Source organism: Streptomyces anulatus (assembly GCF_014650675.1).
GTDB lineage: Bacteria > Actinomycetota > Actinomycetes > Streptomycetales > Streptomycetaceae > Streptomyces > Streptomyces anulatus.
Genome location: NZ_BMVK01000008.1, coordinates 140,414 through 164,932 on the forward strand (window position 1 = coordinate 140,414; position 24,519 = coordinate 164,932).

Sequence of the window (24,519 nt, forward strand, 5' to 3'; positions counted from 1 at the left end):
ATCAGACCTCCACGATCGTTTCGGACACGGCGATGCCCACGTGGCGGCCGGGCTTGGCGGCGACGGCCATCATCCGGTCGCCGGGCAGGATGGTGGTGCTGTTGCGGACCTTGCCGTCGGCGTCGAACAGCCGCACGTGCCAGTCGTCCTGGACGATCGTGTTGATGAACGCGTCGCCGACCCGGCACTCGATCAGCCGCAGCGGGCGGATCTCGCTCTTGATCCGGCCGACCACGGCCGGACGGGCTCCGCCCGAGGTGTTCACCACGAGCACGGGCTCGCCCGCGGCGAGGTCGGTGATGTAGGCCGTCCGGCCACCGGGCGCCCACACATAGGAGTGGGCGGCTCCGGCGTTGACCCGGAACGGGCGCAGGTTCATGTACGGGAGGTAGTGCACCTCGGCGCAGACCAGCAGGCCGCCGGAGGACGTCGAGCCCACCAGCATGCCCTCGTCCGGGGCGAGCAGGTCCGCGGTGTCGACGCAGCCGCGTACGCCCATGCCGATGGACCGGACCTGGGTGACCTCGGCGGCGACCAGGTCGACGCGCTCGGTGGCGAAGGCGGCGAAGGCGTTGCCCAGCGCGGCCACGTCGGCGGGAGTGTCGACGCGCAGCAGCATCGCCTCCGGGCCGTGCTGGAGCACCCCGCGGGTGACCAGTGCGTCGCCGATGGATCGGACGCGCTTGATGACCGTGGTGGTGTGGTGCTGGGCCTCCGCGATGACGAGTTCCAGGGGGATGTTGGTCTCGTCGGAGAAGCTCACTACCAGGACGTCGACCTGGCCGAGCGCGGCCACCGCGGCGTGCATGCTCTCGCCGTCGTCGACCTCGATCCACAGACCGCGACGCCAGGCGGCGGGCAGCCGCCCGAGCAGCGCGGCATCGTGGACGATGACGGTGAGCGGGCGCTTCGGGTCGAGCTTCTCCAGTTCCGCCGCGTCCCGGACCAGTACAGCGGTCCGCACCCGGTCGGGCAGCGGAGTCTCGGGGACCTGTCCGGCGGACAGCAGGACGCCCTCGGCCGGGGTCTGCAGGACGTGGGTGAGGCGGTCGTGCGCGGCCTCGCCGAGATGGGAGAGGTCGCACCAGAGAGGAACGGTGCTGCGGGCATCAGACATGGTTCGGTACACCCTCGGAGTAGGGGAGGCAGGTGGATGGCGAGTGCACGGTCGCCCGGAGCGTGGCGAGCACCCGTTGGGGGTCCTCGTGCTGGAAGACATTGCGGCCGACGCAGGCCCCGGCGGCGCCCGCACGGAGCGCGGCCTCGACCATCGCGGGCAACGCGCTGTCGTCCGGGCCGAGTTCGCCGCCCGCGACGAGGACGGGGGCGAAGCAGCCCTCGGTCACGGGGGCGAACGACTCATCGCTGCCGGTGTAGGGCACCTTGACCAGATCGGCGCCGATCTCGGCGGCCGCCCGGGCCGCGTGCGCGATCCGGCCGGGCATCGAGCCCGGCTCGCCGCCGTGGACGTACACCATGGCCAGCAGCGGCATGTCCCACTGCGCGCACTCGGCGACGACACGTGCCGCGTCCGCGAGCATCTCCCGCTCCTCGGCGACCCCGAAGGTGATGTGCACGGAGACGGCGTCCACGCCCAGCCGGACGGCGTCGCCGACGGAGCCGGTGAGGGTCTTGGCGTACCCCCGGCCGGAGAGACCGGTGCCGCCGGACAGATGCATCACGAGGCCGGTGCGGTCGAGCAGTTCGGCCGGTATGCGCTGGATGACGCCGCGGTGGGCGATGACCGCGTCGGGCTCACCGGCCAGCAGGTTCGGCAGCGCCTTGGTCACGTCGACGAGCCCCGGGATCGGCCCGAGGGTCAGTGGCTGGTCGATGGGAAGCATCACCGTGCGTCCCGAGAAAGGAGAGAACAACCGGCGCAGCCGACGTTCTCTTCCGCTAACAATCATGTCCACACTCCCCGCAGGAATCCGTCCTGGTCAACGTGGCAACGGCCCTCAGCTTCGGCCCGGTGCGAGCGGCCCGGGCCGGGGGTGGCACTTAGCTGCCAGGGCGCGGCGGCAGGCGGGGGGGCTGCCCGAGCATTCACCCATGACGGAGATAGCGGTACTGGGTGCGGGGCGGATCGGTTCCCTGCACGCCGAGAACCTTCTGGCCCATGACCCCGGCCTCGACCTGGTGATTCACGACAGCGACGCGGCGGCGGGGCAGGCGCTCGCCGGCCGGCTGGGGGCGCGGTTCGTCGCCTCGGCGGCCGAGGCCCTCGCCGTCCGCGACGCGGTGGTGATCGCCACGCCCTCGCAGACGCACCCGGGGCTGATCGCGGCGGGTGTCGAACGCGGGCTCACCGTGTTCTGCGAGAAGCCGATCGCCACCACGTCGGACCAGGCTCTCGGCGTCGCCGAGCTGGTGCGTGACGCCGGCGGCCGGGTGCAGGTGGGCTTCCAGCGGCGCTGCGACCCGGCCTACACGCGGCTGCGGGACGCGGTGTCCACGGGGGAGGCCGGGGACCTGCTGTTCGTGCGGACGACCGCCTTCGACCGGGATCCGCCGCCCGCGGAGTTCTTCGCCCTGTCCGGGGGCTTCGCGGCCGACTGCGTCGTGCACGACCTGGACGCGGTGCCGTGGCTGACCGGCCGGCGGATCACGCAGGTGTACGCGGACGGGGCGGTGCTCACCGAGGGGCCCTACGCGGAGCACGACGACCACGACGTCCTCACGGTGCTCCTCACCCTGGAGGGGGGCGTCCGGGCGGTGCTGACCGCCAGCCGCACCCAGCCCCACGGCTACGACCACCGGGTCGAAGTCATGGGCACCAAGGGCGCGTTGTCGGCCGGCCTGACTCCCCGCACCCCGCTGACCCCGGTGGAGGGAAGAGCGCCGGGCGAGGCCCGGGCGGAGCCGTACGACGGGTTCGTCGACCGGTTCGCCGAGGCGTACGCGGCGGAGATGGCCGCGTTCGTCGCCCTGTGCCGTGACGAGGGGGCCAATCCGTGCCCGATCGGGGAGACCCTCGACGCGATGCGGGCCGTCGAGGCGACCCGGCGTTCCCTGCGGACCGGACAGCGGGTGGAACTGGCCTAGGGCCTGTCGTCGAACTGCCCTCTACGAGGCGGCGTTTGACGACACGGCCCAGCGGCCTCGGTGGTGACGGGTCCCTCAACCGGGCCCGGTCACCACGGTGTTGCGTACGACGGCCACGGGCTCGCCGGACGCCTCGACGGTCACCTCCGTCACCAGGATCCCCGCGCGGCCGAGCGCCTCGACCGCGACCACCCGCACCGTGCACCGCAGGACGTCGCCCGCGCGCACCGGCCGGTGCGCGGTGACGGTCGTGTCGCGGTGGCGCAGCGAGCGGTGATCGGCCCCGAGGCCCGGGTCGTCGAAGAGCGGACGTTCCGCCCGCAGCGCGAGGGATGCCGGGTAGGTGGGCGGCGCGATGACCGCGGGGTGGCCGAGCCGGTGCGCGGCATCGGCGTCCCGGCAGGCCGGGTGGGTCTCCCCCACCGCGTCGGCGAAGGCGACGAGCTCCTCCTCGGTCACCCGGTGATCGAGGACGGGGTGGAGGGTGCGTCCCTCGTAGTCGGGATTCAGCACCGTCGTCGCCCCCTCCTCGTCGGGCCCGCGAGCGCCCTGGCCGAGTGCCATTCTGTGCTCCTCGCGCCCCGGCCCCGGCAGGTGGCCATAAGTTGCCGACCTCGTTGCGCACCCTCCCCGCCTGGCCTTTCATCGGGCCACCACCACTGGTTCCCGGCTGGTGGCCCACTCACGACGCATTGAGGAAGTCGGCATGAGCCCGGAGAGACGACGCCTGCTGCCGCTGCTCGGCAGCCACGGCGGCCGGTCCGCGATGACCTGTCTGTACCGCTGCGGCAACGCGTGCAGCCACCCCGCGCCCAACACCTCGGACAATCCGTACTTCGGCCGGGTGCTCGACCAGGGGCTGTCCCGTCGCAGCACCCTGCGCGGGGCGGGCGCCGTGGTGCTGGGCATCGGCGCCGCCGCCGCGACGGGCGCCGCCGCCCCGGCGGCCTCGGCCGCTCCCGGGCCCGCGCACCGGCCCCGCCCGGGTCTCGGCTTCCGGCCCCTCACCCCCACGCGGGCGGACTCCGTCGTCCTGCCCGAGGGGTATCGCCACTCCGTGGTCGTCGCGTGGGGCGATCCGGTGACCCCCGACGCCCCGCCGCTGGACCTCTCCGACTTCACCGGGACGGCCCAGGCCAAGCAGTTCGGCTACAACAACGACTACGTCGCCGTCCTGCCGCTGCCGGGCACGGCGGACCGGGCGCTGCTCGTCTGCAACCACGAGTACAGCAACCCGGAGCTGATGTTCCCCGGCTACACGAGCCTGGACGTGCTCACCGAGGAGCAGGTCAGAGGGGCCGTCGAGGCCTCCGGGATGAGCGTCGTCGAGATCGAGCGTGTCGCCGGGAGCGGCTCGTGGCGGCTGGTGCGCACAGGTGCACGGCGCTACAACCGGCGGATCACCCGATTCACCACGCGCTTCACCGTCACCGGTCCGGCGGCCGGGCACCGGCTCCTGCGCACCGCCGAGGACCCGCGGGGCCGCACGGTGTGGGGCACGCTCGCGAACTGTGCGGGCGGAGTGACCCCTTGGGGCACGGTCCTGTCCGGCGAGGAGAACTTCAACTACTGCTTCAGCAACGGCGCCGAGGCACCCGAGGAGCTCAGGACGAGCCTCGCGCGCTACGGCGTCGACGTGAAGTCCCCGATGACGACGAGGGGCTGGTCCAGGGTCGACGAACGGCTCGACCTGGCGAAGCACCCGCACGAGGCGCACCGCTTCGGCTGGGTGGTCGAGATCGACCCGTACGACCCGGAGGCCGCCCCCCGCAAGCACACCGCTCTCGGTCGCATCAAGCACGAGGGTGCCACCGTCACGATCGCCCCCGACGGCCGGGCCGTCGTCTACATGGGCGACGACGACCGGTTCGAGTACCTGTACAAGTTCGTCTCCGACGGCAGGTACCGTCCCGGCCGCTCGGCAGCCGCCCGTGCGCACAACCGCACACTCCTGGAGTCCGGTTCGCTGTACGCCGCCGGGTTCGACGCCAGCAGCCCGAGCGAGATCGACGGCTCGGGCGAGCTGCCGTCCGACGGGGCCTTCGACGGCCGGGGGCGCTGGATCCCGCTGATCCGCGACGGCAGGTCCCAGGTGGCCGGGATGTCCGAGGAGGAGGTGCTGATCTTCACGCGGATCGCCGCCGACCGCGCCGGCGCCACCAAGATGGACCGCCCCGAGGACGTCGAGACGAGCCCGGTGACGGGCAAGGTCTACGCCTCGCTCACCAACAACTCCCGACGCGGCGCGGCGGGCGAGCCGTTGCCCGACGAGGCCAACCCCCGGGCGATCAACCGGCACGGGCACATCCTGGAGATCACGGAGGACGACGGCGACCACACCTCCGACGCCTTCAGCTGGACGCTGCCCATCGTCTGCGGCGATCCGGCCGACCCCTCCACGTACTTTCTGGGCTGCGACAAGTCGCTCGTGTCGCCCATCTCCTCGCCCGACAACCTCACCTTCGACCGCTCGGGCCATCTGTGGATCGCCACGGACTCGGCGTACGCCCTGGACGCCAACGACGGCCTGTTCGCCACCCCGTTGGAGGGCCCCGACGCCGGGCACGTGCGGCAGTTCCTCAGTGCGCCGGTGGGCGCCGAGGTCTGCGGTCCCTACCTCGCCGAGGACGGCCGTACCCTCTTCGCCGCCATTCAGCACCCCGGGGAGGTCGGCGGATCGACGTACGAGAATCCGGCCTCGCGCTGGCCGGACGGCTCGGTGCCGCGTCCGGGCGTGGTGGCCGTCTGGCGGCCCGACGGAGGCCGTGTCGGCAGCTGAACGGACGGCGGCGCGGGCGCGGCTGGCCAGTTGGTGCCACCGTCGCGGAGCACGGCCCGGTGCGGGCCATCATCGGGGGAAATGAGGGGCCACGGTCCCGGAGAGGATCATCCATGACCGAGACAGGCCAAGTCGTTGTAGTGACGGGCCCGCCGGGAGCCGGCAAGAGCACGGTGTCCGGACTGCTCGCGAAGACGTACCCGCTCAGCGTCCATCTGCACACCGACGACTTCTGGGCCTTCATCAAGGAGGGCGCGGTCGCCCCGTATCTTCCGGAGGCCCAGCGGCAGAACGAGGTCGTGATGGGCGTCCTGGCCGAGGCGGCGTTCGGCTACGCGCGCGGCGGCTACCAGGTCATCCTCGACGGAGTCGTGGGCCCCTGGTTCCTCGACGGTTTCCTGGCGGCGGCCAAGGCCCACGACATCGCCCTGCGCTACGTCGTCCTGCGGCCGGACGAGGAGACCACGGTGGCCAGGGCCACCGGCCGCGGGCCCGACGCCCTGACGGAACGCGACCCGGTCATCTCCATGCACCGGCAGTTCCAGGACCTGGGCGAACTGGAGCGCTGTGTCATCGACTCCGGCGGGCAGACGCCGGCCGAGACCGTGGAGCGCGCCCGTGCGGCGATCGCCTCGGCCACGTCGGTGCTCCGGGCCCCGGACGGGCCGCGGCGGTGACGACCAGCGATGTCTGAGGACGGGGCCGTACGTCTGAGCACCGCGGTGATGACGCATCCGCGGCGCCTGCGGTGGGCGAGGGAGCTGGCCGGCAGGCTGCCGGGGGCCGAAGTGGTCACCGACCCGGAGCCGGACCGGCCGCCGAACCCGCTGCGCACCGCGACCGTGGCCTGGGGGCGGACGCATCCGGCAGCCACCCACCACGCGGTCTTCCAGGACGACGTCGCCGTGGCGCCGGACATCCTGGAGATCGTGGCCGAGGGCGCGGCCCGGTTCCCCGGGGCGGCCGTGGGCTACTACGCCAACTGGGACTCGCGCAACGGTGCGGCGGTCCGTCTCGCGGGGGTGGCGGGCGCCTCCTGGGTGCGGGGCAGGCCGGAGGAGTACACGCCCACGCTGGCCCTGTGTCTGCCCGCGCCCCTGGCGCGCCGGTTCGCCGCGTCCGGGGCGGCCGCCCCCGGCCGACGCGAGGACGACGAGGCCATGTCCGTATTCCTGCGGGAGCAGGGCTGCCCGCTCTATCTCCCGGTGCCCACACCGGTGGAGCACCTGGGCGGGGAGAGCATCGCGGGGATGGGCCACCACGGGGTCCGGCGCTCCGCGTGCTTCGCCGCCGAACCGGGCGTCCGGGAGTCGCTGCGGGCGGGTGCCGTGCTGGAACGGGTGGCCTGGATCCCGTACTTCAGGGCCGGCCGGGGGCCGCACGTCCTGCTCGCACGCGGCCGGGGCCCGGAAGTGGACTGTCTGCCCTGGGAGGACGCCCTGCCGGCCCTCGGGGTCCCGCCCCGGGCCGTCCTGGAGCCCGGGCCGGTTCGCGACCCCGCGGCAGCGGCGGCCCGTCGTGCCGTGCGGGCGGAGCTGGGTGAGGAGTTCGCCGGGCAACTGCGGGTGCACGGGTTCCTCGTGGGCTGGCAGGCGGCTCACGTCGCGGCACACGCCGCACCGGGGACGGCGGAGCCCGGCCGAGCCGTCGCACGGCTGGCGGCGGACCGTGCCGCCGGCTCCCTCGGCATCGCCGCCGTGGCACGGGAGAGACGGGCGGAGATATCCCCCGGCGGGCTCGCCGCGCTGGCGGAGTGGGGGCGGGCGGGGGTCCACCGGGGACGCCGCGCCCGTCTGCGGACGGCCGCCCCGGGCACGTTGAGCGACCTGGTCGTTCTGACACAGATGAGGAGCACACCGAATGTCTGACCTGTCACTGTCCGTCGTCGTGATGACCCATCCGGCCCGGCTGGACATGGCCGAGGAGCTGGCGCGGAGCCTCGCACCGTGGCCGGTGGAGGTGGTCGTCGACCCGCGTCCGCACGAGGGCCCCAGTACGTTGCGTACGTCGGTGGAGGCGTGGGCCGCCATTCCCGAGGGGGCCACGCACCACATGGTCCTCCAGGACGACGCGATCCCGGTGCCGGGGTTCATCGAGCGGGTGCACCAGGAGATCCTGCGGGCCGGCGACCGGGGTGTGGCCTACTGCGCGGACTGGAGCTCCCGCAACGGAGCGGTGTCCCGCATGGGAGCGGTGGTCGGGGCCCACGCGGTGGAGACGGTCCCCGACTACGTCCCCTGCGTGGCGCTGAGTCTTCCCCGGTCGGCGGCGGAGGGCTACGTCCGCTTCGCCCGGGAGTGGCCGGCCCGGACGGACGCGGACGATGTCGTGATGCTCCGCTACACGGAAGCGGCCGGAGTGGTCGTGCAGTTGGCCCTGCCGCATCTGGTGGCGCACGAGCAGCTTCCCAGCCTGGCGGGCAACGACGCCAAGGGACAGCGCAATTCGGCGTGCTTCTGGCAGGGCCTGCCGGAGGACCCCGGGACCGAACGCCCCGACGTGCTGCGGGGTCCGCTCTCCGTGCCGTATCTGAAGCACGGGCGCGCCTGGGTGTACGGCAGGACGCGGGAGGAGGGGAACGTCTGGGAGACGCTGCCGGCGGAGGATTCCGAGCGGTGGACCGGGCTGAGCGCGCGGGCGCTGAACTCCGCCCTCGACGCCGGACGGCCCGACCGGGCGGGAGCCTCGTACGACACGCTGCGCGAGCGCGTGCCCGACGAGCAGCTGGACGCCGTCTGGACGACCGCCTTCCTCATGGGCCACTACCGGCGGCGCGTGGAGCCGTACTCCGGCTTCTTCGCCCGGCCCGGCTCGGCTCCCGACGAGGAACTGCTGCGGGAGGCGTTGAGGACGCTGTCCATCGGGGGGCTCTTCCCGGTGGTGGCGCACGAGGTGACCGGAGATCTCTCCCAGGAACTGACCGAGCTGGCCCGACTCGGCTTCGCGGCGGGCGGCATCGAGAACCAGGACGTGCGGAATGTCTGACGCGCAGCGCGGAACGACCTACCTGGGGATATCGCTCGGCCCCGTCGACCCCTCCGTCGCCGCCGTGCGCGACGGAAAGGTGATCGCCTACGCCGAGGAGGAACGCTTCCTCCGGAACAAGCACGCGGAGGGCGCCTACCCGATCCGCTCCCTGAAGCACTGCCTCGCGGAGGCCGGTGTCACGATCAGCGAGGTCGCCGCGGTCGGCATCGGCTGGGACCTGGCCGCCTACACCGACGGCACGATGGCCGCGTTCTACGCCGGGCTTTCCGAGGAGTCGGGCGAGCGGCCGGACCGGGGCACGCTCGACTGGCAGGCCAGGACACTAGCGACGTACGACCGCGGTGCCCAGGAGACCTTCCACCGGCGGCACTGGAGACGGGAGTTCGGGGATGTGGGGTTCCCACCGCTGCACGCGTCCCCGCACCACTTCACCCATGCCTTCCAGGCCGCCATGGAGTCTCCCTTCGAGACGGCCGTGACCCTGACCGCGGACGGCTCCGGCGACCGGCAGACGACCATGCTCTGGGTGAAGCGGGGCAGCGAGCTCACCCCGCTCCGGGAGATCCGCATCCCGCACTCGCTCGGATGGTTCTACGCCGCCTTCACCGAGTATCTCGGCTTCACCGCGTACGACGGTGAGTACAAGGTGATGGGCCTGGCCGCCCACGGAAGCCCCGACGCGGAACTCCGGAAGCTCGTCGGCCAGGTGCTCCCGGTCGCCGGCGACGGCATCGAGTACCGCCTGGACCCCCGTTACGTCCACCACGGGGAGCACTCCTACTCCGCACGGTTCACCGACCGTCTGCCCGAGCTCCTCGGGGCGGCGCCCCGGCGGCCCGGCGACCCGGTCACCGCCTGGCACACCGATCTCGCGTTCGCCGTCCAGCACGCGCTGGAGGAAGCGGCGTGCCGGCTCGTGCGCTGGGCGGTGGCCGAGACGGGAATCCGCAACGTCTGCGTCGGCGGGGGCGTCGCCCACAACGTCCGGATGAACTCCCGGATCTTCGAACTCCCGGAGGTCGACGACGTGTTCGCGCATCCCCTGTGCGCGGACAGCGGTGGCGCCGCCGGGGCCGCGCTGGTGGCCTGCCATGACGCGACGGGCCTGTTGCCCGGTCCGCTCGGCACCCTCGCCCTCGGCCCGGCGGAGTCCCTCGACGAGATGGCGGCGACGCTCCGCAACGCGAAGCTCCCGTTCGAGGAGCCCGCGGATCCGCTGCGGGTGGTGAGCGACGCGCTCGCCGACGGGCTGGTCGTCGGGTGGGTGGAGGGCCGCCTGGAGGCGGGGCCCCGGGCGCTGGGGCAGCGCAGCATTCTCGCCGACCCGCGGGCGGTGGAGCAGCGCGACAAGGTCAACGCGGTGGTCAAGCAGCGCGAGCTGTGGCGCCCGTTCGCTCCGGCGATGCCCGCGGCCGCGGCCGGCCGGTACTTCGACCGGTACGCGGACTCGCGCTTCATGACGATGGCGTTCCCGGCGAACGCGAGACTGCGGGAGGAGGCCCCCGCGGTGGTCCACTCGGACGGGACGACGCGCGTCCAGCTGGTGCACCCGCAGAGCGCGCCGCTCTTCCACGACCTGCTGGTCGCGTTCGGGGAGCGCACCGGTGTCCCGGTGCTCCTCAACACGTCGTTCAACGTCAAGGGGGAGCCGATCGTCAACACCACCGAGGACGCGATCCGCACCTTCTTCGCCACGGGACTGGATCTCCTCGTCCTCGGCGGGAAGATCATCGTCCGGAAGTCATGAGCATGCGGACGAGCCCCGTCCGGGACGTGCCCGGACCACCCTGCCCTGCGGACCTGTCGCCCCGGGCCCCCGCCGCCCCCGGGAGCGGACGGTGCGTCCTCGCGGTCGGCGCGCATCCCGACGACATCGAGCTGGGGTGCGGCGCGACCCTGCACGCGCACCGCTCGGCCGGTGACCGTGTGGTCATGCTGGTGCTGACGGACGGTTCCTCCGGCGGCGGCACCGCCGCCGTACGCCGCGCGGAGCAGGCCGTGGCCACCGCCCGCATCGGGGCGGAGATCCGCTGGGGCGGCTTCCGGGACGGCTGGCTGGGAGGCGGACCGGAGGTCATCGGGGTGATCGAGCGGGTCATCAGGGAGGTCGGGGCGACCACGGTCTACACCCATGCCCCCGACGACACGCATCAGGACCACCGGGCGGCCTCGCAGTCCGTCACCTCCGCCGCGCGGGACGCGGAGCGGCTCCTGTACTTCGAGTCGCCGTCCTCGGTCGACTTCCGGCCGCATCTCTACTGCGATGTGACGCGCTCGGCGGGCAGGAAGATGGAGGCCCTCAGGGCGCACGCCTCCCAGGTCGCCGGGAGCCGCCGGGTGGATCTCCGCGCGGTGGCCTCGCTGATGAGCGTGCGCGGCTTCCAGTCCGGCGTGGACCAGGCGGAGGCGTTCATGGCCCGGCGGTTCGTCTTCGATCCGAACCCCGCCCCGGCCGCCGACCGCACCGCCCTCCCGGTCCCGGTGGGGCGGCCGGCGGGGGAACGGCCGGCGGCGCACGATCTGTACGACGTCCTCCGGCCGAGGGGCTGAGGTCCGGGGCCTCAGCCCCAGGCTCCCTTCGCCGCCGCGTCCCGGACGAACGCGGCGAAGTCGCGCGGCTCCCGGCCGAGCGCCCGGCGCACCCCGTCCAGGACGGGCGCCTCCCGGCTGGTGGTGATCGGCTTCAGCGCGTCCGTCCAGAGGCCTGCCTCCTCGTCCGGGAAGCCCTGGGCGACGAGCCCGGCGCGGAAGGCGGACGCGTCGACGGGGACGTACGCGGCGCGCTTCCCGGTCTCCTTCGCGATCTCGTCCAGGACCTCGTCGATGCCGAGCGCGCGGGGGCCCGAGAGCCCGTACTCCTGGCCCGCGTGGCCGTCCTCGGTGAGCGCGGCGACGGCCACGGCCGCGATGTCGTCGGCGTCGACGAACGCGGCCCTCCCGTCCCCGGTGGGCAGCGCCAGTTCACCGCCGCGTACGCCGTCGAGGAAGACGCCCTCGCTGAAGTTCTGCGCGAACCAGCCGGGCCGCAGGATCGTCCAGGTCACCCCGGAGGCGCGTACGGCCCGCTCCCCCTCGCCGTGCGGGCCGCCGCCCTCGTAACCGGGGCCGAAGTAGCCGGGCTCGTCCGTGCCCCGGGCCGAGAGCAGCACCAGCCTCCGCACCCCGCTCGCGACGGCCTGTTCGACGAAGGCGGGCGTCGGGGAGGGCGAGGCGTCGAGCGGGGTGATGTAGACGGCGGCGGCCCCGTCCAGGGCGGCCGCCCAGGTGGCGGGGTCGGCCCAGTCGAACGGGGTGTCGCCGGACCGCGAGGCCGCCCGGGTCTCCACCCCCAGCTCACGGAGCCGGGCCACCACCCGGCGGCCGGTCTTGCCGGTGCCGCCGGTCACGAGTACGGGTTGCTGCACGGGGTTCACGTCTGTCCGAGTCATGGCACCAGCCTCGCCCGGCGGGGCGGCCCCCGCCCATGGCTCAGCGTCCGGGAGGGATGTCCGAGCGTCCGGCGGAGGCCGGCACGCAGGCAGGAACACGACCGGGGCCCGGATCCATGTGGATCCGGGCCCCGGTCGTGTTCTTCAGTAGCGGGGACAGGATTTGAACCTGCGACCTCTGGGTTATGAGCCCAGCGAGCTACCGAGCTGCTCCACCCCGCGTCGGTAAACACCACCCTACGCCACGGAATGCCGCTCCGTGACCACGGGAGGCTCCGCCCGCACAGCGGCCCGGTGCTCACACGAGCCTTTGCCTGCACACCCATTCCTGACGCAGCGTCAGTTCAGTAACCTGACAGGGTGTCAGCTAATCGGCCGGCTCCGCCAGTTCACCGGCGGACCATCGAGCAGGAGTGGGCGGAACGATGCTTGGATCGACTCACGGCACCCTCACCACCGACTTCCGTGCCCGGGTGGTGGCCTGCGGCGAGGAACCGCACGCCTCCGTCGTCAGCCTGCCGACGGCCTCGGCCCGGGGCGGCCCCGACGTCAGCGGGCGACCTCTGCACCTGACCGTGCCCGACCTGGACCGCTTCTTCCGGCCCCGGTCCGTGGCGGTCGTGGGGGCCTCGGACGCCGAGGGCCGCCCCAACACCGGCATCACCCGGCAGCTCATCGCCTGGGCCGACCGGGTGGGGGCCCGGCTGTACCCGGTGCACCCGACCCGGCGGACCGTGTTCGGCCGGGACTGCTTCCCCTCGGTCGCCGAGGCGCCCGAGCCGGTCGACCTCGCGGTCCTGCTGGTCGCGGACCCGCTCCCGGTGATCGAGGAGCTGGGCGAGGCCAAGGTGCCCTTCGCCGTCGCCTTCGCCTCGGGGTTCGCCGAGACGGGAGAGGCGGGCGCGGAGGCCCAGGCCCGGCTGGCGGCGGCCGTGGAACGCTCCGGGCTGCGGCTGCTCGGGCCGAACACCAACCTGAACGCCTTCGAGCGGTTCCGGGAGGACCTGGAGGGCCCCGCCATCGCCCTGATCACCCAGTCCGGGCACCAGGGCCGCCCGCTCCACGCCCTCCAGGAGCTGGGCATCCGGCTCTCGCACTGGGCCCCCACGGGCAACGAGGCCGATCTGGAGACCGCCGACTTCCTCGCGTACTTCGCCCAGCTCCCCGAGGTCGGGGCCATCGCCTGTTACGTCGAGGGGCTCAAGGACGGCCGCTCCTTCCTGCTCGCCGCCGACCGGGCCGCCCGCGCCAAGGTCCCCGTCGTCGCCGTGAAGGTCGGCCGCACGGAGGCCGGGGCCAGGACCGCCGCCTCGCACACCGGCAAGCTGACCGGGGCGGACCAGGTGGTGGACGCGGCGATGCGCCAGTTCGGGGTGATCCGGGTGAACGGCCTGGACGAACTCCAGGACACCGCCGCCCTGTTGGCCCGCGCCCGGCCGCCGCAGGCCGAGGGGGTCGCGGTGTACTCGATCTCCGGCGGCACCGGCGCGCACTTCGCGGACCTGGCGACGGCGGCGGGGCTCTCACTGCCCGCCCTCTCCGCCGCCAAGCAGGACGAACTGCACACCTGGATACCCGACTACCTGAACGTCGCCAACCCCATCGACAACGGCGGCCACCCGGTCGGCGACTGGCGCGGCCGGAAGATCATCGACGCGATCCTCGCGGACCCGTCGGTCGGGGTGCTGATCTGTCCGATCACCGGCCCCTTCCCCCCGATGAGCGACCGGCTCGCCCAGGACCTGGCGGACGCGGCGGAGGCCACCGACAAGCTGGTCTGCGTCATCTGGGGCTCCCCCGTCGGCACCGAGGACGCCTACCGCACCACCCTGCTGGGCTCCTCCCGCCTCGCCACCTTCCGTACGTTCGGCAACTGCGTCACCGCCGTGAAGGCCTACCTGGACCACCACCGCTTCACCGACCGCTACCGCTCCCCCTTCGAGGACGCCCCGCGCACCCCGTCGCCCTCCTTCCGCAAGGCACAGGGCCTGCTGCGGCCGGGACAGCAGCTCAGCGAGCACGCGGCGAAGCAGCTCCTGCGCGCGTACGGGATCCGGGTGCCGCGCGAGCAGTTGGTGACCAGCGCGGCGGCGGCGGTCCGGGCGGCCGGCCCGGTCGGCTACCCGGTGGTGATGAAGGCCTCCGGACCCCGGCTCGCCCACAAGACGGAGCTGGGCCTGGTGAAGGTCGGCCTCACCTCGGCCAGCCAGGTCCGCGACGCCTACCGCGAGCTGACCGACATCGCCCGGTACGAGTCCGTGGACCTGGACGGCATCCTGGTCTGCCAGATGATCGACCGGGGCGTCGAGATGATGGTCGGGGTGACCCACGACGCGCTCTTCGGCCCGACCGTCACGGTGGGGCTCGGCGGGGTCCTGGTGGAGGTGCTGCACGACGCGGCGGTCCGGGTGCCGCCGTTCGGCGAGCAGCAGGCCCGGGACATGCTCGGCGAGCTGCGCGGCCGGGCTCTGCTGGAGGGGGTGCGCGGCGGACCCCCCGTCGATGTGGACGCCCTCGTCGAAGTGGTGCTGCGGGTGCAGCGCATGGCCCTGGAGCTGGGCGACGACCTGACGGAGCTGGACATCAACCCGCTGGTGGTGCTGGGCCGAGGGCAGGGCGCGGTGGCCCTGGACGCGCTGGCGGTGTGCCGGTGAGCGCGGAGGCGGCGGGCGCCGCTCCCCGCGACGGGGTGGAGGCCGCCCCCCGGGACACGACGGTCCTGCACTCCCTCGACGGCGGCGTCTCGTGGATCACCCTCAACCGCCCGGAGGCCATGAACGCGGTCACATGGGACCAGCGGGAGCTGATCATCGCCCTGCTGGCCGAGGCCTCCGCCGACCCCGCGGTACGGGCCGTCGTGCTCACCGCCACCGGCCGGGGCTTCTGCGCGGGAGCCGACCTGCGCTCCACCCCGGCCCCGACAGGCGAACGAGTCCCCGGGGACGTCGCCCGCACGATCCGGCTCGGCGCACAGCGGCTGATCGCCGCCGTGCTGGACTGCGAGAAGCCGGTGATCGCCGCCGTCAACGGGACGGCGGCCGGGATCGGCGCGCATCTGGCGTTCGCGTGCGATCTGGTCCTGGCGGCCGACACGGCGCGGTTCATCGAGGTCTTCGTACGCCGGGGACTCGTCCCGGACGGCGGCGGCGCGTATCTGCTGCCCCGGCTGGTGGGCCCGCAGCGCGCCAAGGAGCTGATGTTCTTCGGGGACGCGTTGCCCGCGGCGGACGCGGAACGGCTGGGTCTGGTCAACCGCACGGTTCCGGGCGAGGAGCTGGAGGCCCTGGCCAAGGAGTGGGCGGGCCGGCTGGCGGCCGGGCCCACCCGGGCCCTCGCCCTGACCAAACAGCTGGTGAACGCCTCGCTGGACGGCGACCGGGCCACGGCGTTCGCGGCGGAGGCCGCCGCCCAGGAGATCAACATGACCACCCGCGACGCCAACGAGGGCGTGGGGTCCTTCGTCGAGCGCCGGTCGCCGGAGTACCGGGGGCGCTGACCGGAGCACCGGGGCTCAACCCGCCACCGGCGGGTTGAAGCGGTGGAATTCGGGTTCCGACCAGCGCAGCGGGGAGGCGGCGGCGATCTCCCGTACGGCGGTGACCTCGAACTCCACGAGGCGCTCCGCCCCCGGCACCCGCGCCACCTCGTCCGCGTCCCAGACCGTTCGGGCGAAGCCGGTCAGGTGGAGGGAGGACCCGGTGTCCCAGCCGGGCAGGAGAAGACCGGCGGCCGGGTTGAGTTCGAGGTTGCCCAGGGTCAGGAACATGCCGTTGCCCGCATAGTCGGGCCAGCGCAGCAGTCGGGACGTGAGCACCTGGACGAAGCCCGGGTTGCCGCCCCGGTGCGAGGCGTCGGCGTCGCCCCGGTCGGAGGCGGTGGCGACGAAGAAGGTGTCGGCGGCCCGCAGCGCCTCCTGCTGCGCGGGGTTCAGCGCGTCGCCGTCCGCGACCGTGTGCCGCTGCCCGGTGTCCTCGCACGGGGCGATCCGGCGATGCTCGCGCACCTGGATGTACTTGGGGCAGTTGGCGACGGCCTCGTCGAGGTCGACACGGAGCCCGCCCCCGGCGCGGACCGCCCGGCCGTTCATCCGCATCCGGCGACGGGTGGCCGGTTCGATGCCGATCATGCCGAGCCGGGCGGGGGCGGCCCCTGCCGTGCCCGCGCCGGACAGCAGACCGGCCAGCGGGTCGTCGGGCAGGGGCAGAGCCCCGATGACCAGGGTGTCCGGCGCGGGGACGCTCAGGAATCCCGGTGCGCCGGTGAGCTGGGTCGCCCAGATCCGCCCCCACTCGTCCGCACCGCCCACCACCAGGAAGGGCTGCCGGCCGAGGAAGTCCGCCGCCACCTCGGGGATGTCGGAGCGGATGGCCCGCTGCGCGCCCGACGCCCGCCGGATGAGCCCCGCCCGCTCCTGCACGGCGATCTCACCCCGGTGATATCCACTCATGGTCCCGCACCTTGCCTTTCTGCCGGTCCTAGAAGAAGCCGCAGGTGGGAGCAGCTTCGGTAGGTGCGTCCGCCGGGTCGGCCCCAGTCGGCGCGTAGACCTCCAGGCGGATGCCGTCGGGGTCGGTGAAGAAGATGCCGCCCGAGGTGCCGCTCTCGCCGTGCGGCACGACGCCCTCGTGGGCGAACTCCGCGCCCAGCCCGCGCAGGACCTCCTCGGTGGCCCGGACCTCCTCGACGGAGTCCACCTGGAACGAGAGGTGGTGGAGACCGGGGAGGGCCGTCGCGAACGTGCCCTCGCTCTGCTGCCACAGGGTGACCACGAGCCGGGAGTCACGCCCCAGGAAGGCCCAGCGGCGATCGGCGTCCTTGCCCTCGGCCAGCACCTCGAAGTCGAAGACCTCGCGGTAGAAGGCGGCCGAGCGTTCCAGGTCGGTGACGTTGAGGCCGACATGGCCGGTCTGGAGGTTCTTCGCCTCGCTCATGGATGATCCCGTTCCCTTGATCGGGGCCGCGAGGTGCTCGCGTAACCGTTGATACGAAGTTTGAGGGTTAGAAGAGGCAGCGTCAACCGGTGATCTTCGTTTGGCTGGTTATGCTCGACGGACCAGCCATCCCCGCCCGCCTCCCCCGCGTGACGAAAGGAGCCCAGCCGTGCCGCACCCCTCCGGGGCCGACCCCCGGCCGCTGACCGGCGAGCCGCTCGCCATCGACCTGCTCAACACCCGCTGGATCGACGGGGACGGCCCGCACGACCTGCTGGACTCCGTCTCCGGTCTGGCCGTCTGGCTCGACAGCCCCCCGGTACGGGAACACCTCGGCCCCGACCCCGCCGCCGACCAGGCCTCGCTGGACCGGCTGCTCCTGGCCCGCGCGGCGCTCGACGCCCTGGCCACCACGGCCGCCCTCCGCGATCCGGCCACCCCCGAGCAGGCCGCCCGGCTGAACGAGGTCCTCCGCCACGGGCGCATCCGCCGCACACTGGGGCCCGACGGGGCACCGGAGTCCGTGGTGGAGGTGGACGAGCCGTCCTGGCTGCCCGCCTGGTACGCGGCGGAGAACTGGCTACGACTGGCCGTGGACCGACCCGAGCGCATCCGCTCCTGCGCGAACGACGCCTGCGTCCTGCACTTCCACGACGCGTCCAAGAACGGCACGCGCCGCTGGTGCTCCATGGCCGGCTGCGGCAACCGCGCGAAGGCGCAGCGCCACTACGCCCGGCGTTCCGGCACCTGACCGCCCGCACGGCTTCACATCTGACGATCCGTCAGCTCTAATGGACGGCGTGATGGGACACGCAGGCATGGCCGCCACCGCCGTCCGGTACCTCAGGTCCGTCGGCGCCGCCACGACAGCCGCGCCGGGTACGCCGCCCGAGGCGCTGCCCCGGCCCGACCTGAGAGCAGTCCGGGACGACGAGCGGCTGCCCGTCGCCCCGGACGAGTTCCGGCGCGTGCTGGGCCACTTCGCCAGCGGCGTCACCGTGATCACCGCGCGCGACGCGGACGGCCCCGCGGGCTTCGCCTGCCAGTCCTTCGCCTCGCTGTCGCTGGACCCGCCGCTGGTCTCCTTCATGGTCGCCCGTACGTCGACGACCTGGCCGCGCATCGCCCGCGCCGGCGCGTTCTGCGTGAACATCCTGGGGGCCGAACAGGGTGCGCTGTGCCGGGGGTTCGCGGTGAGCGGCGCCGACAAGTTCGCCGGAGTCGCCCACGGGGACGCCCCGGCGACCGGGTCGCCGCTGCTGGACTCCGTGCCCGCCTGGATCGACTGCCGCATCCACGCCGTCCACACCGGCGGCGACCACCTCATCGTGGTCGGCCGGGTGGAGGCGCTGGGCGCGTCGGACGAGGGCGAGCCGCTGCTGTTCCACCGGGGCGCGTTCGGCCGGTTCAGCCGCTGAGCCCGCCCGGTCTGTCCGTGACCGGGGCCTGGTCCGCGGCGTGACGCCGGCGGATCACCAGGGACATCAGCGCCGCCATCGCGCACAGCGCACCCGCCGCGTACCAGACCACGTCGTATCTGCCGAACACGTCCCGCGCGACCCCGCCGAGGAACGCCACGACCGCCGCGCCCACCTGGTGCGAGGCCAGCACCCAGCCGAAGACGATCGCGCTGTCGTCGCCGTACTGCTCGCGGCAGAGCGCCAGCGTCGGCGGGACCGTGGCGACCCAGTCCAGCCCGTAGAACACGATGAAGAAGATCATCGGCGGCTGCACCTCGGGGTAGATCAGCAGCGGCAGGAACAGCAGGGAGATGCCGCGCAGCGCGTAGTAGACGGCGAGCAGCCTGCGGGCGTCGAAGCGGTCGGTGAGCCAGCCGGAGAGGATCGTGCCGATGATGTCGAAGACGCCGATCACCGCGAGCAGCGAGGCCGCCACAACGGTGGGCATGTGGTTGTCGTGGGCGAACGGGACGAAGTGGGTGCGGATCAGACCGTTGGTGGAGGCCCCGCAGATCGCGAAGGCGCCCGCCAGCAGCCAGAACGGGCCGGTGCGGGCCGCGTCGAACAGCACGCGCACCGTCCGGCGCGCGGCGCCCCGGGCGGGTGCGGGCTTCGCCAGATACGTACCGCCGTACGGGGCCAGCCCCACGTCGGCCGGGTGGTCGCGCATCAGGAGCCAGACGAACGGGACGACGACGAGGGACGCCAGGGCGACGGTGACCGAGGCGGGCCGCCAGCCGTGTTGGTCGACGATCCAGGCGCAGAGCGGCAGGAAGACGAGCTGTCCGGAGGCCCCCGCCGCGGTGAGGATGCCGGTGACCAGACCTCGGCGGGTGACGAACCAGCGGTTGGTGACGGTCGCGGCGAAGGCCATCGCCATGGACCCGGTACCGAGGCCGACGAGCAGCCCCCAGTAGATCATCAGCTGCCAGGAGGCGGTCATCCAGACACTGGCGACCGCCCCGGCCGCCACCATGGTGAGCGCGATCGCCACGACCCGGCGGATACCGAAGCGGTCCATCAGCGCGGCGGCGAACGGCGCGGTCAGCCCGTACAGCGCCATGTCGATGGAGACCGCGAGCCCGATCTCGCCCCGGGACCAGCCGAACTCGTCGTGGAGCGGGTCGATGAGCAGTCCGGGCAGGGAGTTGAACGCCGCACCGCCGATGATCGTCACGAAGGTGACGGCGGCGACGATCCACGCCCGGTGGACGCGGGGACGTCGGCGCTTGTCGCGGGGCGGGCGCCGGTCGACCCGAGCGGCGTTTTCGACGGTTTCTGTCACGGGGATCAGCTTCCCGGCCCGCGCGTTTCGTGACGAGTGGCCCGGAGGGCACGGTTCGCAGGGATCGGGCCACGCCCCGAAGGACGGCGGACCGGTGGGCGGCGGACCGGTCTCCGCGCCCTGCGAGGTCATCGGGACGCAGCGGCCCCGGGAGCGCGTCCGGCAGCGGAGGCGGCGCGCCGCCGGACCCCCGTGTGCACGGCCCAGGCCGCCGCCGCGCCGACCGCGTACCAGAACAGGTCCGGTGCGTTGAAGGTCGAGCCGAACACCAGCCGGGCCGCCGTACTGTGCGCCGACCACTCCGCCGGTACGCCGGTGAGCTGCGCGAACTCCACCGCCCAGCTCAGGCCGAGCGCCGTGGAGGCCACCGCGGCCGGCCGTGCGCGGGGCGCGCAGAGGGCGACGAGGGCGCAGAGCAGCACCGTGTAGAGCGCGCTCCCGGCGTACTTGGCGAAGGCGCCGTCCGCTCCGGCGCGGACGGCCAGCCCCGCGGCGACGGTGACGACGGCCGCCACCGCCGCGACCGCGCGCACCCCGAGGGTGTGAGCCGTGAGCGCCTCGGGCCGCGCCGGCGGCCTCATACGAGCCCGATCCTCTTGAGCTGCCGGATCGGGCGGGCCACCAGCAGCACCGCCACCACTCCCATGTTGATCACGGCCGCCGCCACCAGCAGCTCCGGCGCCCCGACCGCCTCGGCCACCGGTCCCGCCAGGGCGCGGCCCGCCGCGACCATCAGGAGCGAGCCGGCCACGTCGTAGGCGTGCAGCCGGTTCAGGGCCTCCGGCGGGACGTGCGTCTGGACCGTCGTGGACCACATCACCAGCCAGAACGCGGCCGATCCGCCCGCCAGCAACTGCCCCGCCGCCAGCACCGGCAACGGCATCCCGAGCGCCAGCACCAGCAGGCTCACCGCGACCAGCGGCAGCGCCACCGCCCCCGCCGCCAGCGGATGCGACGGGCGCAGCCGCAGGGCCAGGAGTCCGCCGACGACGCTGCCCGCCCCGTTCACCGCCATCAGCATCCCGTACGCCCCCGAGCCGTGCGCCTCGGTGACCAGGACGGCGGTCAGCGGGAGCATCGGGCCGAGGACCGCGAAGCCGTACACCGTCCAGACCGCGATCACACCCCACAGCCAGGACCGGGCCCGGAACTCCCGCCACCCGTCGACCAGTTCGGCGGCGAACGTGCCGCGCGCCGCGTCGTCGTGCGGGGCCGGGGCCAGCCGCATCAGGAAGAGGCAGACTCCGGAGACCGCGAAGGTCGCCGCGTTCGCCGCGTAGACGGCCCCGGCGCTGGCGATGCCGACGAGCGCCCCGGCGAAGGCGGGTCCGGCCATGGTCATCAGCGCTTCCGCGACCCGCAGGACGGCGTTGGCGCGCTGGACGTCGGTGGAGACGCGCGGCACGGTCGAGGCGACCCCGGGCTGGAAGAGCGCCGCGCCGACGCCGGCCACCGAGCTGAGGACGTACACCGCCCACAGCGGCGGGTTGCCCGTCGCGAAGGTCACGGCCAGCACGGAGGCGCCGCCCAGCCGCAGAACGTCGGCGATGATCATCATGCGGCGCGGGGTGAACCGGTCGGCGAGCACCCCGCCGAACAGGACGAACACCGCCAGCGGCCCCATCCAGGCGGCGAGTGCGAAGCCGACCGACGATGCGGGCCGCCCCGCGCCCAGCAGCCCGGCGGTCAGGGCCACCGGGATCATGCCGTCGCCGAAGAGCGCGACCGTACGGGCCACGAAGAAGTAGCGGAAGTTGCGGTTCCAGAGCCCCGAGGGGCCGGGCGCGGAACCGAAGGAGGACCCGGAGCCCAGGCCCGATCCGGCGGGGCCGCCCGGTCCGCCGGGATCGAGCGGAGGCAGGGTCGGGAGCTGGTTCGGGACCTGGTTCGGGTTCGGGGTCGTTCGGGTGTCGCACGCGGCGTCGGGAATGGACGCGCGCTCTGTCGGCTTCTCCATCACGTCGCTAACCTGTACCAGCTCGTGGTCTATACCACTACAGGAATTTCCTGTGATCTTCGAGGAGGCCGCCGTGCCGCACCGCGTCGTCGTTCTGGCCCTCGACGGGCTGCTCCCCTTCGAACTGGGCATTCCCCAGCGGATCTTCGGCCGCAGTATCGGCACGGAGCCGGGCGGGAAGGGCAGGAAGCTGTACGACGTGGTGACCTGCTCCGTCCGCCCGCCGGGCCCGGTCCGGACCGACGCGGACTTCTCCATCCTGGTGGAGCGCGGCCCGGAGGCCCTCGCCACCGCCGACACGGTGGTCGTCCCCGCCTCCTACGAGCTGGGCCCGGTCTTCGACGAGGGGCGGCTCACCGAGGAGCTGGCCGCCGCACTCGCCCTGGTCAGGCCCGGCACCCGGATGGTCTCCATCTGCACCGGCAGTTACGTCCTGGCGGCGGCCGGGTATCTCGACGGCCGCCCCGCCACCACGCACTGGTCCTCCGCCGACCACTTCCAGCGGACCTTCCCGCAGGTCCGCGTCGACCCGGGCGTCCTGTTCATCGACGACGGCGACGTCCTCACCTCCGCCGGGGTCGCCGCCGGGATCGACCTCTGCCTGCACCTGGTGCGGCGCGACCACGGGACGGCCGTCGCGAACGAGATCGCCCGCCGCACCGTCGTGCCCCCGCACCGGGACGGCGGGCAGGCCCAGTACATCCACCGGCCCGTCCCCGAGCCGCAGTTCGCGACCACCACCGGCGCCCGGGCCTGGGCGCTGACCCGCCTCGACCGGCCGATCCTGCTGCGGGACATGGCGGAGCACGAGGCGATGAGCGTACGGACGTTCACGCGCCGCTTCCGCGAGGAGGTCGGGATCAGCCCCGGCCAGTGGCTCACCCAGCAGCGGGTGGAACGGGCCCGGCATCTGCTGGAGTCGACGGACCTGTCCATCGACCAGGTGGCCCGGGACGCGGGCTTCGGCACGGCGACCTCGCTGCGCCAGCACCTCCAGGCCGCCCTGGGCGTACCGCCGACGGCCTACCGGCGTACGTTCCGGTCCTCGGCGGACACCGCGTCCTGAGGCCCTCGCGCCTCGCCCGACACGCTCTCAGCCCCGGGGTGCCCGCAGGTCGTCGATCTCGGCCTCGTAGAGCAGGGCGGGGTCGAAGGCCATGCCGGTGAAGTGACCGGCCAGCTCCAGGGACAGCACGCCGTGCAGCCGGGTCCAGAACGTGATGGCCCGGTGGAGTGCGGCGGGCGGAGCCGGGTGGTCGCCGGCCCAGTCGCGGTGGCCGGCCAGGTGGGCGGCGAACGGGGTGGCGGGCGCGTCCGGTTCGAGGGCCGCGCAGGCGGTCAGCAGGTCGGCCATGATCTCCGACGAGATGCCGGTGATCTCGTCGGGCGCGTGGTAGCCGGGGACGGGGGTGCCGTAGATGAGGAAGTACCGGTGGGGGTCCGCCAGGGCCCAGTCGCGCAGGACGTGCGCGAGCCCGGCCGGGTCGGCGCCGGTGACGGCCGCCGCGTGGACGGCGTCGGCGAGGCTCCGGTACGCGTCCCGGATCAGCTCGGTGATCAGCTCGTCACGGCCGGCGAAGTAGCGGTACAGCGCGGGACCGCTCACGCCCATCTGCTTGGCGATCGCGTTGAGGGAGAGCGCGGAGGTGCCGGCCTCGGCGATCTGCTTCCACGCGTGCTCCTTGATCTCCGCGCGCACCTGGGCGCGATAGCGCTCGCGCGGGGTCGCCGCACCGGCTTTCGCGTCGCTCTTCGCACCGGTTTTCCCGCCGGCTTTCCCGCCGGTCTTCGCACCGGCCTTCCCGCCGCTCTTCGCGTCGGCATCGGCACCAGCTGCCGCGTCCGTATCCGCCGCGCCCGCCACGCCTGTCTTGTCGACCATGCTTCGCCACCACCTTCCCGACCCCGAAGCTACCTGCTCAAAGTTTCGTTAGAAGGTATCACGAAAGCAGTTGACCCCCCGGTCCGCGTGCGTTACAACTTCTCACGAACGCAGAACCCTCTAGCTTCCTCAGGGAGTCCCGCCATGTCCCGCGCCCGCACCGCCGCCGCCCTGTTCACCGTCCCGCTGATCGCCGCCGGCGTCCTCGGCGCCGCCACCGCACCCGCCGGGGCGGCGCCGCACCCCGCGAAGCCCCTCACCTGCCGGGGCGAGGGCGTCGACTCCGGGGCCGAGGTCCGCGTCCGGACCGAGAGGATGATCGACGCACCGCTGAGCACCGTCTGGAAGCTCCAGACCGATGTGGAGCGCTGGCCGGACTGGCAGAGCCACGTCACGAGCATGGACCGCCTCGACCACGGGCCCTTCCGCCCGGGTTCGGCGTTCCGCTGGACGACCCCGATCCCGCCGAACCCGGCGACGCCCGCCACCAGCCTGGACATCACCTCCACCGTCGAGCAGCTGAAGCGCGGCTCCTGCATCCGCTGGACCGGGCCGGCCACCGGCGAGGGGCTGCACATCGACGGCGTGCACGTCTGGACCTTCACCGAGGTCGCGGGCGGCGTCCTCGTCCGCACCGAGGAGACCCACACCGGGGAGCAGGTCGAGGGAGACGTCCCCTTCGCGACCGAGATCCTCCGGCAGGGCCTCGAAGCGTGGCTCGGCGAGCTGAAGACCGCCGCCGAGGCCCGGTCGTGCTGAACCGG

23 protein-coding genes and 1 tRNA gene are annotated in these 24,519 nt (G+C 73.4%); 13 read left to right on the forward strand and 11 right to left on the reverse strand.

Translation table 11 applies throughout. From position 1 onward, the window contains the following. Nucleotide 1 precedes the first annotated feature (1 nt). Nucleotides 2-1,117 (reverse strand): 3-dehydroquinate synthase II domain-containing protein, encoded by a 1,116-nt coding sequence (locus IE272_RS21340; RefSeq protein WP_050361109.1) that lies wholly within the window; start codon nt 1,115-1,117, stop codon nt 2-4. After that, the gene (locus IE272_RS21345; RefSeq protein WP_190007535.1) at nt 1,110-1,910 is read right to left on the reverse strand and encodes a class I fructose-bisphosphate aldolase; all 801 of its coding nucleotides are present in this window, start codon (nt 1,908-1,910) and stop codon (nt 1,110-1,112) included. The genes IE272_RS21340 and IE272_RS21345 overlap by 8 nt, the downstream gene beginning before the upstream one ends. Before the next feature lie 142 nt (nt 1,911-2,052). Here IE272_RS21345 and IE272_RS21350 point away from each other — a divergent pair, with 142 nt between their 5' ends. Continuing rightward, complete coding sequence (locus tag IE272_RS21350) at nt 2,053-3,045, forward strand: Gfo/Idh/MocA family protein (protein WP_190007537.1); 993 nt, start codon at nt 2,053-2,055, stop codon at nt 3,043-3,045. Between the two features lie 75 nt (nt 3,046-3,120). On the opposite strand, the gene IE272_RS21355 is transcribed toward IE272_RS21350, so the two are convergent. Then, nucleotides 3,121-3,609: an FAS1-like dehydratase domain-containing protein gene (locus IE272_RS21355; protein ID WP_050361112.1), complete on the reverse strand. Its 489-nt coding sequence runs from the start codon at nt 3,607-3,609 to the stop codon at nt 3,121-3,123. A 142-nt stretch (nt 3,610-3,751) separates the two neighbouring features. Here IE272_RS21355 and IE272_RS21360 point away from each other — a divergent pair, with 142 nt between their 5' ends. The 6 genes from IE272_RS21360 to IE272_RS21385 all read left to right on the forward strand — a co-directional run bounded on the left by IE272_RS21360 (nt 3,752) and on the right by IE272_RS21385 (nt 11,362). Further along, the gene (locus IE272_RS21360) at nt 3,752-5,824 is read left to right on the forward strand and encodes a PhoX family protein (RefSeq protein WP_190007538.1); all 2,073 of its coding nucleotides are present in this window, start codon (nt 3,752-3,754) and stop codon (nt 5,822-5,824) included. A gap of 113 nt (nt 5,825-5,937) precedes the next feature. Next, a complete protein-coding gene (locus IE272_RS21365; protein ID WP_050361114.1) occupies nt 5,938-6,501 on the forward strand; it encodes an AAA family ATPase in 564 nt (187 codons plus the stop codon). A gap of 9 nt (nt 6,502-6,510) precedes the next feature. Beyond that, nucleotides 6,511-7,692 (forward strand): hypothetical protein, encoded by a 1,182-nt coding sequence (locus IE272_RS21370; RefSeq protein ID WP_190007540.1) that lies wholly within the window; start codon nt 6,511-6,513, stop codon nt 7,690-7,692. Beyond that, nucleotides 7,685-8,809 (forward strand): hypothetical protein, encoded by a 1,125-nt coding sequence (locus IE272_RS21375; RefSeq protein WP_190007542.1) that lies wholly within the window; start codon nt 7,685-7,687, stop codon nt 8,807-8,809. Before IE272_RS21370 ends, IE272_RS21375 begins: the two co-directional genes overlap by 8 nt. After that, nucleotides 8,802-10,559 (forward strand): carbamoyltransferase family protein, encoded by a 1,758-nt coding sequence (locus IE272_RS21380; RefSeq protein ID WP_190007544.1) that lies wholly within the window; start codon nt 8,802-8,804, stop codon nt 10,557-10,559. The genes IE272_RS21375 and IE272_RS21380 overlap by 8 nt, the downstream gene beginning before the upstream one ends. Then, nucleotides 10,556-11,362 (forward strand): PIG-L deacetylase family protein, encoded by an 807-nt coding sequence (locus IE272_RS21385; RefSeq protein ID WP_190007546.1) that lies wholly within the window; start codon nt 10,556-10,558, stop codon nt 11,360-11,362. The genes IE272_RS21380 and IE272_RS21385 overlap by 4 nt, the downstream gene beginning before the upstream one ends. Nucleotides 11,363-11,373: 11 nt before the next feature. Here IE272_RS21385 and IE272_RS21390 read toward each other — a convergent pair whose 3' ends face one another. Together IE272_RS21390 and IE272_RS21395 are read right to left on the reverse strand one after the other, a co-directional pair. Further along, nucleotides 11,374-12,240: an NAD(P)H-binding protein gene (locus tag IE272_RS21390; RefSeq protein ID WP_179890756.1), complete on the reverse strand. Its 867-nt coding sequence runs from the start codon at nt 12,238-12,240 to the stop codon at nt 11,374-11,376. 148 nt (nt 12,241-12,388) lie between these two features. Further along, nucleotides 12,389-12,462: transfer RNA gene (locus IE272_RS21395), tRNA-Met, on the reverse strand. A gap of 203 nt (nt 12,463-12,665) precedes the next feature. On the opposite strand from IE272_RS21395, the gene IE272_RS21400 reads away from it, so the two are divergent. Beyond that, complete coding sequence (locus IE272_RS21400; RefSeq protein ID WP_098892164.1) at nt 12,666-14,894, forward strand: acetate--CoA ligase family protein; 2,229 nt, start codon at nt 12,666-12,668, stop codon at nt 14,892-14,894. Beyond that, nucleotides 14,885-15,736, forward strand: coding sequence for an enoyl-CoA hydratase/isomerase family protein (locus IE272_RS21405; RefSeq protein WP_190007548.1), 852 nt, complete (start codon nt 14,885-14,887; stop codon nt 15,734-15,736). The genes IE272_RS21400 and IE272_RS21405 overlap by 10 nt, the downstream gene beginning before the upstream one ends. 15 nt (nt 15,737-15,751) lie before the next feature. On the opposite strand, the gene IE272_RS21410 is transcribed toward IE272_RS21405, so the two are convergent. Together IE272_RS21410 and IE272_RS21415 are read right to left on the reverse strand one after the other, a co-directional pair. Further along, nucleotides 15,752-16,687 (reverse strand): pyridoxamine 5'-phosphate oxidase family protein, encoded by a 936-nt coding sequence (locus IE272_RS21410; RefSeq protein ID WP_056701386.1) that lies wholly within the window; start codon nt 16,685-16,687, stop codon nt 15,752-15,754. Nucleotides 16,688-16,715: 28 nt separating this feature from the next. Then, nucleotides 16,716-17,171, reverse strand: coding sequence for a VOC family protein (locus IE272_RS21415; RefSeq protein WP_050361123.1), 456 nt, complete (start codon nt 17,169-17,171; stop codon nt 16,716-16,718). Nucleotides 17,172-17,340: 169 nt separating this feature from the next. Here IE272_RS21415 and IE272_RS21420 point away from each other — a divergent pair, with 169 nt between their 5' ends. Then, nucleotides 17,341-17,922 (forward strand): CGNR zinc finger domain-containing protein, encoded by a 582-nt coding sequence (locus IE272_RS21420; RefSeq protein WP_050361124.1) that lies wholly within the window; start codon nt 17,341-17,343, stop codon nt 17,920-17,922. Between the two features lie 67 nt (nt 17,923-17,989). Next, nucleotides 17,990-18,589 (forward strand): flavin reductase family protein, encoded by a 600-nt coding sequence (locus IE272_RS21425; protein ID WP_050361277.1) that lies wholly within the window; start codon nt 17,990-17,992, stop codon nt 18,587-18,589. On the opposite strand, the gene IE272_RS21430 is transcribed toward IE272_RS21425, so the two are convergent. From IE272_RS21430 to IE272_RS21440, 3 genes are all read right to left on the reverse strand, one after another. Then, nucleotides 18,579-19,916, reverse strand: coding sequence for an MFS transporter (locus IE272_RS21430; RefSeq protein ID WP_056701390.1), 1,338 nt, complete (start codon nt 19,914-19,916; stop codon nt 18,579-18,581). The two genes, IE272_RS21425 and IE272_RS21430, sit on opposite strands and share 11 nt — an antisense overlap. Before the next feature lie 128 nt (nt 19,917-20,044). Then, complete coding sequence (locus tag IE272_RS21435) at nt 20,045-20,497, reverse strand: ribosomal maturation YjgA family protein (RefSeq protein ID WP_190007550.1); 453 nt, start codon at nt 20,495-20,497, stop codon at nt 20,045-20,047. Then, a complete protein-coding gene (locus tag IE272_RS21440; protein ID WP_098892159.1) occupies nt 20,494-21,873 on the reverse strand; it encodes an MFS transporter in 1,380 nt (459 codons plus the stop codon). Before IE272_RS21440 ends, IE272_RS21435 begins: the two co-directional genes overlap by 4 nt. A 73-nt stretch (nt 21,874-21,946) precedes the next feature. On the opposite strand from IE272_RS21440, the gene IE272_RS21445 reads away from it, so the two are divergent. Continuing rightward, complete coding sequence (locus IE272_RS21445) at nt 21,947-22,939, forward strand: GlxA family transcriptional regulator (RefSeq protein ID WP_050361279.1); 993 nt, start codon at nt 21,947-21,949, stop codon at nt 22,937-22,939. Between the two features lie 27 nt (nt 22,940-22,966). Here IE272_RS21445 and IE272_RS21450 read toward each other — a convergent pair whose 3' ends face one another. Continuing rightward, entirely contained in the window at nt 22,967-23,755 is a 789-nt protein-coding gene (locus tag IE272_RS21450; RefSeq protein ID WP_229897362.1) for a TetR/AcrR family transcriptional regulator, read from the reverse strand. 144 nt (nt 23,756-23,899) lie between these two features. Between IE272_RS21450 and IE272_RS21455 the strand changes: the two genes are divergently transcribed. Beyond that, entirely contained in the window at nt 23,900-24,514 is a 615-nt protein-coding gene (locus IE272_RS21455) for an SRPBCC family protein (protein ID WP_057665105.1), read from the forward strand. Nucleotides 24,515-24,519: the final 5 nt, after the last annotated feature.